The 18,122-nt window shown below is 67.1% G+C and carries 14 protein-coding genes; 7 read left to right on the top strand and 7 right to left on the bottom strand.

Features of this window, described 5'->3' with window-relative positions:
* Positions 1-138: 138 nt before the first annotated feature.
* The gene (locus BLP88_RS01320) at positions 139-1,857 is read right to left on the bottom strand and encodes a flavin monoamine oxidase family protein (RefSeq protein WP_175453463.1); all 1,719 of its coding nucleotides are present in this window, start codon (positions 1,855-1,857) and stop codon (positions 139-141) included.
* A complete protein-coding gene (locus BLP88_RS01315; RefSeq protein WP_084110697.1) occupies positions 1,857-3,293 on the bottom strand; it encodes an amino acid permease in 1,437 nt (478 codons plus the stop codon). The genes BLP88_RS01320 and BLP88_RS01315 overlap by 1 nt, the downstream gene beginning before the upstream one ends.
* A 187-nt stretch (positions 3,294-3,480) precedes the next feature.
* On the opposite strand from BLP88_RS01315, the gene BLP88_RS01310 reads away from it, so the two are divergent.
* Positions 3,481-5,220 (top strand): PucR family transcriptional regulator, encoded by a 1,740-nt coding sequence (locus BLP88_RS01310; protein ID WP_084110674.1) that lies wholly within the window; start codon positions 3,481-3,483, stop codon positions 5,218-5,220.
* On the opposite strand, the gene BLP88_RS01305 is transcribed toward BLP88_RS01310, so the two are convergent.
* Together BLP88_RS01305 and BLP88_RS01300 are read right to left on the bottom strand one after the other, a co-directional pair.
* Positions 5,217-6,194, bottom strand: a complete 978-nt coding sequence (locus BLP88_RS01305) for a squalene cyclase (protein WP_074586285.1) — start codon at positions 6,192-6,194, stop codon at positions 5,217-5,219. The genes BLP88_RS01310 and BLP88_RS01305 overlap by 4 nt on opposite strands.
* A gap of 59 nt (positions 6,195-6,253) precedes the next feature.
* Positions 6,254-7,057, bottom strand: coding sequence for a nitrilase-related carbon-nitrogen hydrolase (locus BLP88_RS01300; protein WP_074586284.1), 804 nt, complete (start codon positions 7,055-7,057; stop codon positions 6,254-6,256).
* A gap of 185 nt (positions 7,058-7,242) precedes the next feature.
* Here BLP88_RS01300 and BLP88_RS01295 point away from each other — a divergent pair, with 185 nt between their 5' ends.
* From BLP88_RS01295 to BLP88_RS01270, 6 genes are all read left to right on the top strand, one after another.
* Positions 7,243-8,433 carry an ROK family transcriptional regulator gene (locus tag BLP88_RS01295; RefSeq protein ID WP_074586283.1) on the top strand — a complete coding sequence of 397 codons (1,191 nt, stop codon included), beginning with the start codon at positions 7,243-7,245 and terminating at the stop codon, positions 8,431-8,433.
* Between the two features lie 210 nt (positions 8,434-8,643).
* Entirely contained in the window at positions 8,644-10,200 is a 1,557-nt protein-coding gene (gene mmsA / locus BLP88_RS01290) for a multiple monosaccharide ABC transporter ATP-binding protein (protein WP_074586281.1), read from the top strand.
* Between the two features lie 45 nt (positions 10,201-10,245).
* Positions 10,246-11,529 (top strand): multiple monosaccharide ABC transporter permease, encoded by a 1,284-nt coding sequence (mmsB, locus tag BLP88_RS01285; protein WP_074586280.1) that lies wholly within the window; start codon positions 10,246-10,248, stop codon positions 11,527-11,529.
* 49 nt (positions 11,530-11,578) lie between these two features.
* Positions 11,579-12,676, top strand: a complete 1,098-nt coding sequence (locus BLP88_RS01280; protein WP_074586278.1) for a substrate-binding domain-containing protein — start codon at positions 11,579-11,581, stop codon at positions 12,674-12,676.
* A 165-nt stretch (positions 12,677-12,841) separates the two neighbouring features.
* Positions 12,842-14,269 carry an ABC transporter permease gene (locus BLP88_RS01275; protein WP_074586276.1) on the top strand — a complete coding sequence of 476 codons (1,428 nt, stop codon included), beginning with the start codon at positions 12,842-12,844 and terminating at the stop codon, positions 14,267-14,269.
* Positions 14,270-14,271: 2 nt separating this feature from the next.
* Entirely contained in the window at positions 14,272-14,958 is a 687-nt protein-coding gene (locus BLP88_RS01270) for an ABC transporter ATP-binding protein (RefSeq protein ID WP_074586274.1), read from the top strand.
* A gap of 44 nt (positions 14,959-15,002) precedes the next feature.
* Here the strand turns inward: BLP88_RS01270 and BLP88_RS01265 are convergent, their stop codons facing one another.
* From BLP88_RS01265 to BLP88_RS01255, 3 genes are read right to left on the bottom strand one after another with little or no spacing between them, the layout of a single operon-like run.
* A complete protein-coding gene (locus BLP88_RS01265; protein ID WP_074586273.1) occupies positions 15,003-16,184 on the bottom strand; it encodes an ABC transporter permease in 1,182 nt (393 codons plus the stop codon).
* Positions 16,181-16,879 carry an ABC transporter ATP-binding protein gene (locus BLP88_RS01260; RefSeq protein WP_074586271.1) on the bottom strand — a complete coding sequence of 233 codons (699 nt, stop codon included), beginning with the start codon at positions 16,877-16,879 and terminating at the stop codon, positions 16,181-16,183. The genes BLP88_RS01265 and BLP88_RS01260 overlap by 4 nt, the downstream gene beginning before the upstream one ends.
* Before the next feature lie 2 nt (positions 16,880-16,881).
* Positions 16,882-18,087 (bottom strand): efflux RND transporter periplasmic adaptor subunit, encoded by a 1,206-nt coding sequence (locus tag BLP88_RS01255; RefSeq protein WP_139163266.1) that lies wholly within the window; start codon positions 18,085-18,087, stop codon positions 16,882-16,884.
* Between the last annotated feature and the right edge of the window lie 35 nt (positions 18,088-18,122).

Here is an 18,122-nt window from a genome sequence, read left to right as displayed (position 1 = left end):
GCTGAAGGTCGCCCAGCGACCGCAGGCGCCCCTTTGCGGCGAAGCGTCGTCCCGAGGGCCCCGACGCGAGCTTGCGAGTGTTGGGAAGGGACCTACGCGCTAAGCGACGGCGAAGGGCCGTTCCCGGCGCCCCCGCCCCTAGTCCAGGCTCACCGGACCGTACTCTGCCAATAGCTCACCCGGGCCGGGGTTGCCCGGCGCCGACGAGCCGCCCAGGTGGTTCACCACGCCCCACACGGCATTCAGGCCCGTGGTCACGGCACCCTCAGCCCAGCCTGCGGTCCAGGAGACGTCGTCGCCGGCCAGGAAGATGCCGCGGTGCGCGTCGTCCAGCGTGGACTGCTCGAAGTGCGTGTACAGGCGCTGCTGGTAGCGGTAGTGACCCGGCAGGTTGGCCTTGAAGGCGCCCATGAAATTCGGGTCGGATTCCCAGGACACCGTGATCGGCTGGCCCACGATGTGGCTGCGGATGTCCAGGCCCGGGTAGATCTGCTCCAGGGAGTGGATCATGAGGTCGGCGCGCTGTTCGGCGTCCAGGCTCAGCCACTTCAGGGCGTCGTCGTTCCAGGTGTACGAAAGAAGGATGACCGCGGGCTGGTCGGGGCCGTTGTCCAGCAGGTAGGTGCCACGGGTAAGGCGGTCGGTCAGGGTCATGGACATGACCTCCTGCCCGGTCTGCGGGTCGCGGTCCTTCCAGAACGGCCGGTCCACCATCACGAAGGTCTTGGACGACTGCATGTAGTGCGAGCGCTCGATCGCGGTCCACAGCTCCGCCGGGAACAAAGCCTCCTCGGTCTTGATCCGGGTGGAGAGCAGCCAGGACTGGCAGGTGGTCACGACTGCGGCGTACTCGCTCGTGCGCCCCCAGCGTTCGGTGACGGCGAGACGGGCGGTGGGGACGCCGTCGTCGTCCTTCACGCGGGCGATTCCCGCCACGGCGCCGCGCGGCGAACCGGAGTGCAGGGACGCCAGGGAGGTGCCGTCCGGCCAGTGGGCCATGCCCGACGGCGCGTGGTTCCAGAGTGCCTCGGGCAGCCGCTGCGCTCCTCCGGCGATGCCGCGGTGGTGGTCGTCGGCGTCGGTGTAGACCACGCGGAGGATTTCGAGGATGGAGTTGGGAAAGTCGGTGTCCCAGCCGCCGGTGCCGAAGCCCACCTGGCCGAAGGCCTCGCGGTGCGCGAAGCCGGCTTCCTTGAAGGCGCGGCTCTTGGCGACGAAGCCGGAGAAGGTTTCCTCGTCGAAGTCCTCCAGCAGCCCGTTCCACAGTTCCTTGATGCGGCCGGTGTCGCGGGCCTTGATGGCTTCCTGCATTTCCTCGAAGCGGGCGTCCTCGCGCAGGGCGGCACGCCAGGCCTCGGCCACTTCGTGGAAGAAGGCGGGCAGGTCATCGGAGGTTTCGGCGTAGAACTTCTCGCCCTTGAGCTCGATCACGGTGCTGGAGGTGGGCGGGGCGAGCGGGTTGGGGAAGTCCTGGGTTTCCAGTCCGAGCTTGTCGATGTAGTGGTAGAGGGCCTTGCTGGAGACCGGGAAGCGCATGCCGCCCAGGTCCGCCACCACGCCCGGGGCGGCCGGGAAGGAGGCGGTGCGCAGGCGTCCGCCGATCTGGTCGGCCTCGTAGACCACGGGCTTGAGGCCGAGCTTCATCAGTTCGTAGGCGGTGACCAGCCCGGACACGCCGGCCCCGACGACGGCCACTTCGGTCCCGTACAGCTCTTCCGGGACGCTGCCCAGCCCTGCGGGGTGCTGGAGGTAGTGGTCGTAGCTGAACGGGAAATCCGGGTTCAGCATGGTGATGGGGGCATCCCCGGGAACGGACGCGAGGCGTGCGTCTGCGGGCAGTTCGGTGGCGGTGGTCATCAGAGTCCTGCCTTCACGGTTTCCGGGTCGGTTTCGTCGCCGACCCTGGCGGATAGTTCACGGTAGTCCTGCTCGCTGAGGGCAGCTACCTTCGAGTTGCGGCGTCCATAGCCGAAGTAGAGGGCAATCCCCACGAGCATCCATGCCCCGAACACCAGCCAGGTTTCGGCGCCGAGGTTGGCCATCAGGTAGGCGCACATCAGGGTGCCGAGGACCGGGGTGAGCGGGTACAGCGGGACACGGAAGTTGCGCTTGAGGTCCGGGCGGTTGCGGCGCAGGTAGATCACGGCCACGTTGACCAGCGCGAAGGCGAAGAGTGTGCCGATGCTGGTGGCGTCCGCGAGCGCGCCGAGCGGGATGAAGCCGGCGGTGAGCGCGACGGCGGTGCCCACGATCAGGGTTCCGGCCACCGGGGTGCCGGTGCGGCGGGAAACACGCCCGAAGATTGCCGGGACCAGTCCGTCGCGGGACATCGAGAGCAGGATGCGGGTCTGGCCGTAGAGGACGGTGAGCACGATGCTGGCGATGGCCAGCACGGCGCCGACTGCGAACACCAAGGCGATCCATGGCTGGTGGGTGGTCTCTTCGAGGATCTGCACCAAGGCGGCTTCGGTACCGTCGAACCAGCCCCAGGGGCGGGCGCCGATGGCTGCCACGGCCACCAGGACGTAGATGCTGGTGACGATCAGCATGGAGAGCATGATGGCCCGGGGCAGGTCCCGCTTGGGGTTTTTCGCTTCCTCCCCGGCGGTGGAGGCGGCGTCGAAGCCGATGTAGGAGAAGAACACGCGGGACGCGGCGGCGGAGACGCCGGCGGCGCCCATGGGCAGGAGGGGTTCGAAGTTGCCGGCGTTGAAGGCGGTGAAGGCCACGGCGCAGAAGAAGACCAGGATGCCCACCTTCACGGCGACGATCGCCGTGTTGATCCAGGCGCTCTCGCGGGCGCCCCGCACCAGCAGCACCATGGCAAGCAGGACGATCACGACGGCGGAGAGGTTCACCGTGCCGCCCTCGGCCGGGGACAGCGCCAGGCCGTCCGGCAGGGCCAGGCCGAAGACGCCGAGCGTTTCGTTGACGTATTGGCCCGCACCCACCGCGACGGCGGCGACGGAGACGGCGTATTCAAGGACCAGGCACCAACCGCAGATCCAAGCCATCCCTTCGCCCATGGTGGCGTAGGAGTAGGAGTAGCTGGAGCCGGCCACCGGGACGAGGCCGGCCATCTCGGCGTAGGACACGGCAGAAAGAAGTGCTGCGAATCCGGCGATCACGAACGAGATCCAGATGGCGGGCCCGGCCAGGGGCACGGATTCACCGAGGATCACCAGGATGCCGGTGCCCAGGGTGGCGCCGACGCTGATCATCGTCAATTGCAGGACGCCGAAGCTGCGGCGCAGCGGGGCGCCGCCTTCGCCGTTGCCGGCCTCCTCGACCATCTGGCTGATCGGCTTGCGGCGCAGCAACTGCGCGCCGAGGCCGGGCCTGCCGGCTCCGGCCTTTGTTACGGGGGTGGCGGACACAGTCACCGTTGACGTCCCTTCGAAGTAATTGCGCTTTCCTCCGTCAACGGTATCTTGTGAGCCACCTCTCAGGATGGTGCAAAGTGACCTATAGTCAACTGGCATGAGACGTAATGCACCCCACGATGCGACTGCTGCCCCGGCGTCCGGCGGGGCGTCCGGAGCCACTTCCCCGGCGCAGCCCCAGGGCTCGCTGGGTGCCGTCACGCTGGAGCAACTCCTCGCCCAGTTGCCTCCGGGCATACGGGTCCTGCACGACGGCGGCAGTCCAGGCCGGGGCGGCAAAGGCACCAGCGGGGCCGAGCCGCTGCGCTGGGTGGAACCGAGCGAACTCGAGGACCCCACGCCGTACGTCCCGGAGGGTGAGTTCCTGCTCACCGCCGGCCTGCCCTTCCGGGGCGACGGCGGCACCCCGGAACGCATCGACGCCTACGTCCGGCGCCTGGTGGACGCAAAGGTGCGGGCCCTGGGGTTCGGCGTCCGGCCGTATTTCGATGAGGTCCCGGACGGGCTGCTGGAAGCCTGCCGCCGGCACGGCCTCACCCTGATCGAAGTCCCGGAATCCATCCCGTTCGCAGCGATCGGCCTGGAGTTTTCCCAGCTGCTGGAATCGGACAACGCCCGCGTGTTCCGCCAGCTCGCGGACATCAACCGGCAGCTGATGCGGGCGGTCCTCTCCCCCAGGCCCGAACACGAACTGCTGGCCGCGTTGGTCCAGCGGGTGCCGGTGTGGGCCCTGCTGTTCGGCGCGGACGGACGGGTCCGGGCGCGGGCGCACAGCTCCGGCGAAAGGCACAGCTCCAGCGAAAGGCACAGCTCCAGCGAAAGGGGCAGCGCCGGCGGCAGCACCGGCGTCGAGCTTTCACTGCTGGAACCCATGCTGCAGCGGCTGTTGTCCGGCAGCGGACCCCGGGTGGAGATGGACGGCTTCGAGCAGCCGGGCTCGGCCATGGTGTTCGGCCACCCGCTGCGCAGCACCAAGGACGCCAACCTGGGGGCGCTGATCCTGGGCTCGGACGAGGCCCTCACCCCGGCGCAGAACAACGTGGTGCAGTCGGTGGTGGGCCTGCTGGAACTGCTGGTCCGGCAGCGCACCAGCGGTTCGCTCGCACCCAGCCAGCTCGCCACGGCACTGTTGCTGCACCCGGACAGCCTGGCTTCAGGCGGCACCCGGCACGTCAACGGCCTCAAGGACCTCCTCGCGCAGAGCCTGTCCTCCAGCCGCTCCGCCGCCGTCCGCGTGGTGCAGGGCATCAAGGCGGACCAGCCCGGCTGGCCCGCCGGGGACAGCCCGGTGCGCGAACTGCTGCAATGGCGGCGGCTGTTCGACACCAAGCTCGTGGAGATCACGGACTACGGCTTCGCGGCCGTCACCCGGCTGAAGGTGGACGACGCCCTGGTGGCCGAGGTCGAGAAGCTGGGCTGGCGCCTGGTGATCGGCGATGCGGCGGAGCTTGGCAGCCTGCCCGCCGCGTACCAGCGGGTGTCCTCGCTGCGCTCGAAGGTTCAGTCCAGCGGCCGCAGCGCCCGCGTGGACGAGGTCAGTTGGAGCGTCACGGGGTTGCTCGGCCGCGAGGCAGGGACCATGCTCGCCTCCCGCCTGTTGGAACCTTTGCTGGCGCTCGACGCCGGGAAACGGGACCCGCTGTTGGCCGTCCTTCGCGGCTGGCTGGCGGAGAACGGGAGCTGGGACGGCTCTGCCAAGCGTTTGGGGTTGCACCGCAACAGCGTTCGCCGGCAGATCGGCCAAGTGGGCGAACTCCTGGGCAGGGACCTTAATGACGCGCAAGTGCGTGCCGAACTTTGGATCGCGCTGCAGTACGTGGACGGGATGGCGGACTAAGTGGTTCGGCCCACCACGGCACCGTCCCACCACTCCAGCACACGCGTGCCATAAAAGGTGAGCCATTTGGATGGCTCTCCCGCCGGCACGTCCACTTCGAACCACACCGCACCGGGGTGGCGGCGCTCCTGGATCCAGCGTCCGTCCGGGCCGCGGGCGTCGCGGACGGCGTCGATCGCATCGGAAAGGCGCGGGTCCGGCGTCGTGCCGTCAAACAGCGCGGCAGAGCGGAAGTAGTCCGTCGCGTTCAGCACGCTGTAGAACCAGCGGAACGGGTACACGAAGCGGCTGGCCCAGTAGGCCACCTGCTCCCCGGTCGCCAGCCGGTAGAGCAGGCGGCGCTCCAGGAGGTACTCCTCCCCTGCCCGGCGGGCCGCAGTCAATTCCGCGCTGCCGAGACCGGCCTGCTCGTAGTACAGCAGGCCCTTCAGGGAATTGAGCGTGGAGTGGAAGGACGAGCGCTTGGAGCCTTCCACCCAGTCGCAGTTCCAGCCGCCGTCGGGCAGCCGGTGTTCCACGAACCAGCGGGCGAGGCCGGAAACATCGGCCCCAAGCCACGCTCCGTTGGCCAGCGTGTAGGCGTTGATGCAGCAGTCCACTTCGCCGTCCCAATAGGGCAGGTTGTCGTATTCCCAGCGACTGTTGGCCTTCAGCAGCTCCGCCGTGCCTGCCAGGGCCCCGGCGTCCAGGCCCCAGTCCCGCAGGGAATTGAGGGACCAGGTGGTGGCGGTCCAGGGCTGGCCTGGTTCTTCGGATTCGAAATCATGGCCGGCCGGGAAGTACGCCCCGCCGGCCCATTGCCCGTCCGGATCCTGCCGGGCGAGCAAGCGGGCTCCGAATCCCTCGGTGGCAACGCGGCTGCGGGTCTCCTGCCACACTTCGGGCGGGGCACCGGCGAGGTCCCGCTCCACCTGCCAGCGCAGGGCAGGGTCCGAATCCAGGAGCCAGTCAAGCAGGGCGGGGTCGATGGCCATGGCGGGGAGGCTACCAGCAGCCGCTGCGGCGGTCCATGGCCGGACACATCAAGTGACGGTCAGGGCGCGCCGGCTTCCCATTCCGCATAGAGCTCCGGGCGCCGCTCCCGCAGGTACGGAACTTTCTCCCGGGCGGACCGGGCGGCTTCCCCGGACACCTCGGCGAACAGCACGGCGGGAGCTTCGCCCGCGGCGGCCAGCAGCGCGCCGTCGGGTCCGGCCACCACGCTGCCGCCGGCGAAGTCGCAGCCGTCCTCGTGCCCGCTGTGGTTGGCGTACGCAACGGTGAGCTGGCTTTCGAGGGCACGGGCCCGCAAAAGCACCTGCGGGACGGCGTCGAACCCGGCGGACAGCGCCGTGGGCACCAGGAGCAGTTCGGCCCCGCGGACGGCAGCCGCCCGCGCGGTTTCCGGGAACTCCACGTCATAGCAGATCAGCAGGGAGGCACGCAGTCCCTCGAAGTCGACGACGGCGGGCGCCTCCGACGCCGGGCTGAATGCCTTGCGTTCGTCGGCACCGAAGAGGTGGACCTTGCCGTAGTCGAGCAGGGTTGCGCCGTTCCGGTCCAGGAGCGTGGCGGTGATGCGGTGCGCGCCGGAGTCGTCCCGGGCGGGAAGGCTGTAAACAAGGCCGATACCGTGCTTGCGTGCCGTCGCGGCGAGGCGCTGCCGGAGTTCCGGCAGTGCCGAATAGTCGAATTCCGCATCGATGCGCAGGGGTGCGTAGCCCACCGGGAAGAGTTCCGGGGTGAGCAGCAGGGCGGCACCCGCCGCGGCAGCACGCCGGGCTGCATCGTCGATGGCCGCCAGGTTGGCGTCGGTGTCCAGGACAGCGGCGTTTGCCTGCAGCACTGCCAGCAGCATCTTTACCCCTTCAATGGCTCTCGGTTGTCCTCCCACGATACGCAGCAAGCCCGCCGGCAGCGTGGGATGATTGGACCCGGCGCCGCCCACAAGAGGACGGAACGCACCAGGACTGGCGGCGCCGCAGAGCATCCGCTTGTGTTAACTTCTTGACTACAAATGTCTCTTTGGTGCACGCTTCTTAAATGCCCGCAACGACGCGCCCGGCCGCGAGCCACAGCAAGAATCCCGGCTCGCAATCAGCTCTGCGCCACCTCAACCAACAGCGCCTCATCGAGTGCCTGCTCAGCGGCCCGGCCACGCAGGCCGAGCTCTCCCGCCAGACCGGCCTCTCCACCGCCACGGTGTCCAACATCGTGAAAATCATGCAAGGCGCCGGGCTCGTGTCCACGGAACCGGTGACCAGCTCGGGCCGCCGGGCGCTGAGCGTGCGGCTCAACAGCCAGGGCGCCGTCGCCGTCGGCATCGACTTCGGCCGCCGCCACCTCAGGGTGGTCCTGGCCTCGCTTGGCTACCAGGTAATCGCGGAGGAAACCGTCACCCTGCCGCTGGGCCACCATGCCGAGGAAGGCATCGCGGCCGCCGTCGAACTGCTCGACAAACTGCTCCGCCAAAACGGTGTGGAACGGCGGGCGGTGGTGGGCGCGGGAGCCGGCATCGCCGGGCCGATCGACCGCCGGAGCGGCACCGTGGCGCAGGGCGCAATCCTGCCCGAATGGGTCGGTTTCCAGATCCTCGAACGCCTGGAGCGGGCGCTGGAACTGCCCGTGTACGTGGACAACGACGCCAACCTCGGCGCCCTGTCCGAAGTCACCTGGGGGCCGCACAGCGGTGTCAGCGACCTCATGTTCCTGAAGATCGGCTCGGGCATCGGCGCCGGGCTGATCGTCAACGGGGCACCATACTACGGAGCGGTGGGGATCACCGGCGAGATCGGCCACGCCACCATCCACGAGTATGGCGCCATCTGCCGCTGCGGCAACCGCGGCTGCCTGGAAACGGTGGCCTCCACCAGCACCATGCTCGAACTCCTTGGCAAGTCCGCGGGCCGGAGCCTGGAGCCGCAGGACATCGTGCGCAACGCCCTCGCCAAGGACCCCGCAACCCTGCGGGTGATCGACGACGCCGGCCTCGCGGTCGGCCGCGCGCTGGGCAACGTGGCCAACCTGATCGGCCCCGAAGTGATCGTGGTGGGCGGCCCGCTCGCCGGGCTCGGCGAAACCTTGCTGGGCCCGATCCGGCGCGGCCTGGTCCGCCACGCCGTCCCGGTGGTCGGCGAGACGACTACCCTGACGATGTCCTCGCTGGGTGCCCGCGCAGAGGCCCTGGGCGCTGCCGCGCTGGTGTTCCAGCACGCCGGCATCAGCAGCGGCTGACCGCGGGCGCGGAGCCGCCCGCATCCGGGCTCCGGGAACAGCCGCACCCGCCCGCAGGCCGGTCACGGAAAAGCAGCAATTAGGCAACGATCCCGAAAGTCTTGCGTTCAACTCTTGACTACAAGACCTGTGATCCAGTTTACTTTTTCATCAGACAGCCCGGAGTTCTTCCGGGAGACAACGACGTCAGGCATTGGAGGCGTAGGGCCTATGACGATCCCCACCACGCAAGAGGAACCCGTAATCCTCGAAATGCGCTCGATCACCAAGGAATTCCCCGGAGTGAAAGCCCTGTCGAACGTGAGCCTCCGGGTCAAGGCGGGCGAAATCCACGCCATCTGCGGCGAAAACGGCGCCGGCAAGTCCACCCTCATGAAGGTCCTCTCGGGCGTCTACCCGTACGGCAGCTACGAGGGCGACATCGTCTACCAGGCCGAGGTGCAGCAGTTCAAGGACATCCGGGCCAGCGAGCACGCGGGCATCGTGATCATCCACCAGGAACTGGCGCTGATCCCGGAACTGTCCATCACCGAGAACATCTTCCTGGGCAACGAGCCCACCAAATGGGGTGTGATCGACTGGGCAGAGGCCCGGAAGCGCTCCGTTGAGCTGCTCGCCCGGGTTGGCCTGCGCGAAGACCCGGACACCCCCATCAAGGAAATCGGCGTCGGCAAGCAGCAACTCGTCGAAATCGCCAAAGCCCTGAACAAGTCGGTCAAGCTGCTCATCCTGGACGAGCCCACGGCAGCCCTGAACGAATCGGATTCCCAGCACCTGCTGGACCTGATCCTCGGCCTCAAGGGCAAGGGCATCACCTCGATCATCATTTCCCACAAGCTCAACGAGATCGAACAGATCGCCGACGAGATCACCATCATCCGCGACGGCAAGTCGATCGAGACGCTCAACGTCAAGCGCGACGGCGTGGACGAGGACCGGATCATCAAGGGGATGGTGGGCAGGACGCTTGAGTCCCGCTTCCCGGACCACGTTCCGAAGATCGGTGAAGTCTTCTTCGAGGTCAGGAACTGGACTGTCGGCCACCCGCAGATCCAGGACCGGTTGGTCTGCAAGAACTCGAACTTCTTTGTGCGGCGCGGCGAGATTGTGGGCTTCGCCGGGCTGATGGGCGCCGGCCGGACGGAGCTGGCCCGTTCCGTCTTCGGCCGGTCCTACGGCCACTTCGTGTCCGGCCAGGTCTACATGGACGGCAAGGAAGTAACACTCAGGAATGTGCACCAGGCGATCGAAGCCGGCCTCGGCTACGTCACAGAGGACCGGAAGTCGTTGGGACTGAACCTCCTGGATGACATCAAGACCACCACCGTCTCGGCCAGCCTGGAGAAGATCAGCAAGCGCAGTGTGGTGGACACCAACAAGGAGTTCGCGGTCGCCGAACAGTACCGGAAGTCTTTGCGGACAAAGGCCCCTTCGGTCCAGGAAGGAGTCGCCAAACTCTCCGGCGGCAACCAGCAAAAGGTGGTCCTGGCCAAGTGGATGTTCACGGAACCGGAACTGCTGATACTGGACGAACCCACCCGCGGCATCGACGTCGGCGCCAAGTACGAAATCTATGGCATCATTCAGCGGCTCGCCAACGAAGGCAAGGGAGTCATTGTGATTTCCTCCGAGCTGCCCGAGTTGCTGGGGCTCTCAGACCGGATCTACACCATCTTCGAAGGTGCCATCACCGGCGTCCTGAACAAGGAGGAAGCGAGCCAGGAAAGCCTGATGAAGCTCATGACTTCCGCCCGCAAAGCCGCCTAACCGCTGCAGCCTTCCAGAACCTTCAAGATACAAGGACTGAAAACAATGAACGCGCTCAAGAAACTCTTCGGTGGCGATACCCGCCAGTTCGGCATGATATTTGCCTTGGTGGCTCTGATAGTTCTCTTCCAGTGGCTCACAGGCGGCATCACGCTCACTCCAGGCAACGTTATCAACCTCTTCAATGGCAACTCCTACATCTTGATCCTTGCCATCGGCATGGTGCTGGTCATCATCGCCGGTCATATCGACCTGTCCGTGGGTTCCGTGGCCGCGTTTGTGGGCATGGTGGTGGCCATCGCGATGCGGGACTGGAACATTCCCTGGTATCTGGCCATCCTGCTCGGCCTGGGCCTGGGTGCCCTCATTGGCGCTTGGCATGGCTGGTGGACCGCGTACGTCGGCATCCCGGCGTTTATCGTTACCCTGGCCGGCATGCTCATTTTCCGTGGGGCGCAGCAGTTTGTGGGTCAGTCAAACTCGATTCCCGTCCCGAGGGAGTTCCAGTACATTGGCGCCGGCTACCTCCCGGAGGTCGGACCGAATATCGGCTATAACAACCTGACCCTGCTGATCGGTCTCGCGGCGGTCGCCTTCGTTGTCTACGGCGAAGTGCGGCGCCGCCGTACAGCCAAGGCCCTGGGCGCTGAGGTGCCGGAAACCTGGGTGGTTGTCCTGAAGCTGGTGCTGATCTGCGCGGCCATCCTGTACGCCACCTACCTTTTTGCCACCGGCCGCCCGGGCACCTCATTCCCGGTTCCGGGCCTAATTCTCGCCGTCATGGTGCTGATCTACGGTTTCATCTCCTCAAAGACCATTGTGGGCCGCCACGTTTACGCAGTGGGCGGTAACCGCCACGCGGCCGAGCTGTCCGGCGTGAAGTCAAAAAAGATCAACTTCCTGGTCATGATGAACATGTCCATCATCGCCGGCTTGGCTGGAATGATCTTCGTGGCCCGCTCAACCTCAGCAGGCCCGTCCGACGGAACCGGCTGGGAACTGGACGCCATCGCCGCAGTCTTTATTGGCGGCGCAGCGGTGACCGGCGGCGTGGGCACAGTGATCGGCTCGATCGTCGGTGGCTTGGTGATGGCGGTGCTGAATAACGGCCTGCAGCTCCTTAGCGTCGGTGCCGACTGGCAGTCCATGATCAAGGGTCTGGTGCTCCTGGTGGCCGTGGCCATCGACGTCTACAACAAGACGCAGGGCCGGGCATCGATCATCGGCCTGATGATGAAGAACTTCAACCGTCCATCCGGCGGGCCCGGCACACCGCTCCAGCCGGACGAGGTCACGTCCACCAAAGAAACCATTTCCAGGGAAGCCTGAGTCACTCTGTTTCCCGGAGCCAATACCCCTAAAGAAAGTGAACCAAGAAATGCGAATGATTGGTAAAGCAGGAAAGGCAGCAGCGATCGCTGCGATCGCGGCACTGGCGCTGACGGCCTGCGGGCGCACCGAGCCGGGCACAACAGGCGGCACCACCGGCGCGGCCGGCTTCGCGCAGGACGCCGCGATCGGCGTCGCACTTCCGAAGAAGACCAGCGAAAACTGGGTCCTGGCGGAGAAGCTGTTCAACGACGGCCTCACCAGCGCCGGCTTCAAACCAACTGTCCAGTTCGCCAACAATGGCGTCGCGGAGCAGCAGAACCAGATCAGTGCCATGATCGCCAAGGGCGCCAAGGTCATTATCGTCGGTGCCCTCGACGGCTCCCAGCTCGGCACCCAGCTTCAGCAGGCCAAGGATTCCGGCGCCACGATCATTGCCTATGACCGCCTGCTGTTGAACACCGAGAATGTGGACTACTACGTGGCCTACGACAACTTCAAGGTTGGCGAGCTCCAAGGCCAGGCGCTGCTGGACGGCATGAAGGCCAAGAAGCCTGCCGGTCCGTACAACATCGAGCTTCTGGCTGGATCCCCGGATGACGCCAACGCGAAGGTCTTCTTCGATGGCGCCATGAAGGTCCTCAAGCCGAAGATCGACGACGGCACGCTGAAGGTCCTCTCAGGCCAGACCACGTTTGAAAAGGCCGTAACCCAGGACTGGAAGGCTGAGAACGCCCAGCGCCGGATGGACACCCTGCTCACCGGCAGCTACGGCACTGCATCCCTGGACGGCGTCCTGTCCCCGAACGACACCCTGGCCCGTGCAGTCCTGACCTCCGTCAAGGCGGCCGGCAAGCCGCTTCCGGTTGTCACCGGGCAGGACTCTGAAGTTCAGTCCGTGAAGTCGATCATGGCGGGCGAGCAGTACTCCACGATCAACAAGGACACCCGAAAGCTTGTTGAGCACGCCATCGTTATGGTCAAGGACCTGCAGGCTGGCAAGACGCCTGAGATCAATGACGACAAGTCCTACAACAACACGGTGAAGACCGTTCCCGCCTTCCTCCTGCCGCCGGTGATCGTCACCAAGGAGAACGTCAAGACGGCCTACGTGGACGATCCGGTGCTCGGCCCGCTCACCAAGTAAGCGTCAACTGACACGAATGATGCCCCGCCCCTACAGGGGCCGGGCATCATTGGTTTAAGCCTCACCGCGCAAACATAGCTCCGTGCTTCTTCCCGCACAGGCACTGACGCGAATGTTGGATCCGACGCCGGCACTCCCTGCCGGCACCTGATCCCGAGGAGAACCGTGAGCGTCCTTGCCCGCAGCGTCGGCAACGCCTTCCGCAACAAAATCAGAACAGCAGCCGTGGTGGCGGTTCTGGCCGTGGCCATCGGCCTGGCCTTGTCCATGCTCGTCGCCAACCAGGCCGTGGGCGCCAGGATCGAGGAGCTGAATGCCTCCGTAGGCACCACGCTGACGGTCAATCCCGCCGGCGGGCAGGGCTTCGAAGGCGGCGGCGAGCCACTCACGGCCGGGGAAGCGGCCGCCGCGGCGGCCGTCCCCAACGTCACCTCCGTGGTGGGAACCAAGGCGCTCCGGCTGAGGACGGAAACCACGACGACGACGGACAGCACCGGTGCTGCCGGCGGAGCCACGCAGCCCGGCGCCGGCGGTCCCGGCGGGCAGGGTGCGAGCGTCACCACCAGCCTGACGGCCGCCGTCGACGCCGGCACGCTCGGCAACCGGAACAACTCCGGCACCATGAACGGCACCGCTACAAATGGCACAGCGCAGGCACCGGCCTTCTCGCTGCCGATCACCGCCACCGGCACCGCCGCCGAAGTGGATAGCACCGGCAAGGCCCTGGACATCACCAGCGGCACCGGCCTCGGTGACTACGCCGCGGCGAGCACCAAGGCCCTCGTGGGAACCACACTCGCGGAGAAGAACAGCCTCAAGGTCGGCTCCAGCTTCACCATCGCCGGTAAGACCTTCACCGTGGCCGGCACCTTCGACGCCGGCACCACCTTCGGCAACAACGCCATCTACCTGACCCTGGCCGAGGCGCAGGCCCTCGCCGGGACCCCCGGCGAACTCTCCAGCATGGTGGTCACGGTCAACAGCATGGAGAACGTGGACAGCACCAAGGCGGCCCTGCAGACGGCACTCGGGACCGACAAGGCCGACGTCACCCAGGGCCAGCGGAACCTTGAAACCGCCGTCAGCTCCCTCAACAGCGTCAAGGGCATCTCCCTGGTGGCCTACATCGCGGCGCTGGCTACGGCGGGGCTCATCATCCTGCTCATCATGGTCATGCTGGTCCGCGAGCGCCGCCGCGAGATCGGCGTCCTGAAGGCCATCGGCGCACGGAACCGCACCATCGGGGTGCAGTTCGTCCTCGAGGCGCTCGTCCTGGTGGCCCTCGGCAGCGTCGTCGGCGCAGCGATTGCTTCGTTCGCCAGCGGCGGGATCGCCTCGGCACTGATCAGCTCCAACAGTTCCACGGCTGCCACCGCCCAGGGCGGCCCGGGCGGGTTCGGCGGCGGCTTCGGCGGCCAGGGCGGTCCCTTCGGCGGCGCCACCCAGTTGCTCAGTTCCGTCACGGCGAGCGCCTCCCCCGGCGTGATCGCCGCCGGTATCGCCGCGGTGTTCGCGGTCGCCGTCGTCGGGTCCCTGGTGCCGGCCCTGCTCACCGCACGCATCCGCCCCATCGAAGTCCTCCGAGGAGAATAGCCATGATTGAAGTCAAGGACCTGGTCCGCCAGTTCAAATCCGGTGACCGCACCATCAAGCCGGTCAACGGCGTCAGCTTCGAACTCGAAAGGGGCTCCCTGGCCTCCATCGTGGGCAAGAGCGGCAGCGGCAAGAGCACGCTGTTGTCCCTCCTGGGCGCGCTGGACAAGCCCACCAGCGGCGACGTCGTCGTCGATGGGGTCAGCCTGGCGGGCCTGCCCGACAGCAAGCTGACCGAGTACCGCCGCCGGGACATCGGCTTCGTGTTCCAGCAGTTCAACCTGATCCCGAACCTCAGCGCATTGGACAACGTCATGCTCCCCATGGAGTTTGCCGGCCTCCGCAAGGCGGCCCGGGCCCAGCGCGCCAGGGAACTCCTGGCGCAGGTGCAGCTGGATTCCGGGAAGCACCAGCGCAGGATCAACCGGCTCTCCGGTGGGGAGCAGCAGCGTGTGGCGATCGCCCGCGCCTTGGCCAACGAACCCAAGCTGATCCTCGCCGATGAACCCACCGGCAACCTGGACGAGCAGACCGGCGAGCACATCATCGAACTGCTGAGCTCGCTCAGCCGCGACCACAACACCACCATCCTGGTGGTCACCCACGACCGCAGCCTGGCCCGCAGGGCCGACCGCAGGTTCCGCCTGCTGCAGGGCGCGCTGAACGAGGAGGCCGCAGCCCGGAACTGAGGCCGGGAACGTTCTGCTGGATGCCGCCGGCCGGCTGGCATCCATCAGAACCGGATCGCGTCGATCACCTTGATCCGGACGGCGACCAGGGCGGGAATCGCACCCGCCAGCGCACCGACGAGCACGGCCGCGCCAAAGCCCAGCATCGCCGCTTCGAGCGGAAACGGCGGGTATTCGCTCAGCGCCGGCGCCACCTTCTGCTGGATCCACGGATTCTTCACGACGGCCACCGCCAGCATGACGCCGACGATCCCCGCCACCGCGGTGGCCACCAGCGATTCCATCATGACGCCCACGAAGATCCGGCCCGAGGTAGCGCCGAAGCTGCGGCGGATGCCGATCTCCCGGACGCGGTAGCGGATGGTCACCATCGAGATGTTCAGCATCCCCATGGCTCCGAGGAGGAGCACCAGCCCGGCCACCGCGCCCACCGCCACCTGCGCGACGGCGATCGGGTCCCCGTGGGCGGCGTAGTCCATGCGGGTGGCGTCGATGTACATGTCCGGGAACTGCATCTGCAGGTCCGCCTGCATGGCGGGCATCAACGCCGCGGCCTGCCCGTCCTGCACCCACACCTTGAACTGGCCATAGCCCTTCGCGATCCCCGCGGATTGTGCCGCCCCGTTCAGCATGAACGCCGACGGCGGCGCCTGGGGGAAAAGATCGGGGACGACGCCGATGATCACCGCCGTCGTCTCCTGTTCCCCGATGAGCTTCGCCAGCGGTTTCCGCACGAGGTCCGGCCTGCCGGCCGTGTTGTAGAACGCCTCCGAAACAACGACGGCGGGTGCCAGCCGCTGCTCGTCGTCGTCTGCGAACCAGGAGCCCTGGGTGACGTCCGTGCGGTGGATGACCCCGTAGCCGGGATCCACCAGCGTCATTTGCACGTCCTGGACGCCTCCCGGGAACTGGAAGCGCGCCTGGGCCTGCCCGGTGTGGGTCCAATAGCTGATCCCGTAGCGCTCCACGATCCCCTGGTAGGCCTTCTCGAGCCGTACGGGATCCGGCGTGGTGGGTCCGTTGACGCTCAAGGCGACCGTGGCCGTGCGCCCCTGGCTGCGTTCTGCCTGGACTTTGAAGCCTTCGCGGGCGAGGTCTCCCACGCCGACCACGGACGTCAGGGCGGTCACAGAAACCGCAACGCCCACCAATGCCAGCAGGATCCGGACCTTGTTGATGCGCAGTTCCTGCCAGGCCTCCACAAAGGCCGATACGACGCCGCTCATGCGGGAACCTCCGCAACTGCCTGCAGCACGCCGGCGTCGAGACGGTACCGGGACCTGGCCAGTGCCGCCACATTGTGGTCGTGGGTGATGGTCACCAGGGCCGCGGCAGACTCGGTGGCGATCGAATCGAGGAGCGCCATCACGGTCTGCCCGGTTTCGACGTCGAGCGCTCCGGTGGGCTCATCGGCCAGGATCAGCCGGGGCCGCCGCACGAGCGCCCGCGCAATGGCGATCCGCTGCTGCTCGCCTCCGGACATCATGTTCGGCTTGGCTCCCGCCCGGGCGGCAAGGCCCACGCGGTCCAGCATTTCCATGGCCAGTTCGCGGCGCCGCCAGAAGTCCCTGCCTTTGGCGTAGTACAGCGGGGTCATGACATTGTCCAGGGCGCTGCGGCCCTGCAGCAGGTTGAACTGCTGGAACACGAAGCCCACCGTGGAGCCACGCAACCGGGCCCGGGCGTTGCCGCCGATGTGCTGCACCGGTGTTCCCAGGAATTCCAGTTCGCCGCTGCTGGGAACGTCCAACAGGCCGAGCAGGTTCAGGAGCGTGGACTTCCCGCAGCCCGAGCGGCCAACGATCGCGGTGTGGTCGCCGCTGAAAACTTCAAGGTCGATGCCCCGCAGGATGTGCAGTTCCTGGTCATCGGGCAGGACCACCGAGCGGGTGACCCCGCGCAGGCTCAGCAAAGTCTCCATGCCTAGCCGCCCGCCGGGCCGTAAACCATCTGGCCCGGGCCGGGCATCGCCGGAGGCGCGGCCGCACCCGGCACGAACTCCAGGACCATTTCCCCCTCGGCCAGGCCGGACGTGACCTCCACCTTGGAGCCGTCGTTCAGGCCAAGCTTCACACGGCGCTGCTCCGGTTCACGGACTTCCTGGGCTTCCCGGGCGGGGACTTCCTGGGCTTCCCGGGCGGGGGCTCCGGGCGCGGCACCCGGCACGGCCCCGGCGCCCGGTACAGCTTCCCCGGCCAGCCACACGATGCCTTCCTTGACGCTGCCCTTCACCGAGCTCAGCGGAACAGTAATGACGTTCTTCGACTCTCCCGCCGTGACGGTCATGGTGGCGCCCAGGCCTGCGAAGACCTCCGTTCCGGAGGGGATGGCGCAACTCAAGGTCCCCGTGGCCGGTCCGCCGTCCTGGGGTGCTTCCCCTCCCCCGCCGGGAATCGCGACGGCGGCCGGCTGCAGGCCGCCCGCAGGCACAACCAGGCCAGCGGCCCCGGTGCCGCCACCCGTCCCGCCGCCGGAAGCACCGGCGTCGGAGGCGTTGGTCTTCACCGTGACTGCCGGGCAAGTGAAGGGCGCCGGGCCGCCGGTCAGTGCGACCTCCGCCGAGCCCGGCCTGCCGAGCAGCCGGAACTGCTGTGCGGCGGTCACGGGGCCGGACACGGTGTAGCTCCCCGGGTCCACCTTGCCCACGGTTTCGCCAACAGTCACCTGCTGGTCGATCAGCACACCGAGTTCGCTGACCTTGCCGCCTGCCGGAGCCGGAACATCCGTGTAAACGTACACCGGTTCGCTGCTCTGCCCTTCGGTTGCTTCTTCACCCGGTGCGGGGGCCTGCGCGGGTTCGCGGGGCTGCTCGGTCCGCACCTGGATCACCGCCTCGCCCTTGGCAACGGTGGTCCCGGCGTCCCGGTAGATGTGCACCACGGTTCCGGCGGCGGTGCTCCGGACAGGCTGTGCGGGATCACTCTGGACCGTCGCTTTGATCTGCACGGTGTTCGTCACAGTGGCCCGGACCGCGGGTACTGCCGGCGTCCCCACCTGCGCCATCGGGGCCGGCCCGGATTCTTCGGCCCGCAGGCCGTCGATGAACGCGATCTTGACCAAGGCCAAAGCTATGACTGCAAAGACCAGCAGCCATGCCACCGGCAAAACGACACGTCGAAAGACACTCATCCCTGCTCCATTCGGTAACTCCCCACAGAAACGCT

It is taken from the genome of Arthrobacter cupressi (assembly GCF_900099975.1).
GTDB classification, from domain to species: Bacteria; Actinomycetota; Actinomycetes; order Actinomycetales; family Micrococcaceae; genus Arthrobacter; species Arthrobacter cupressi.
This window is presented reverse-complemented; position numbering and strand designations above follow the sequence as displayed.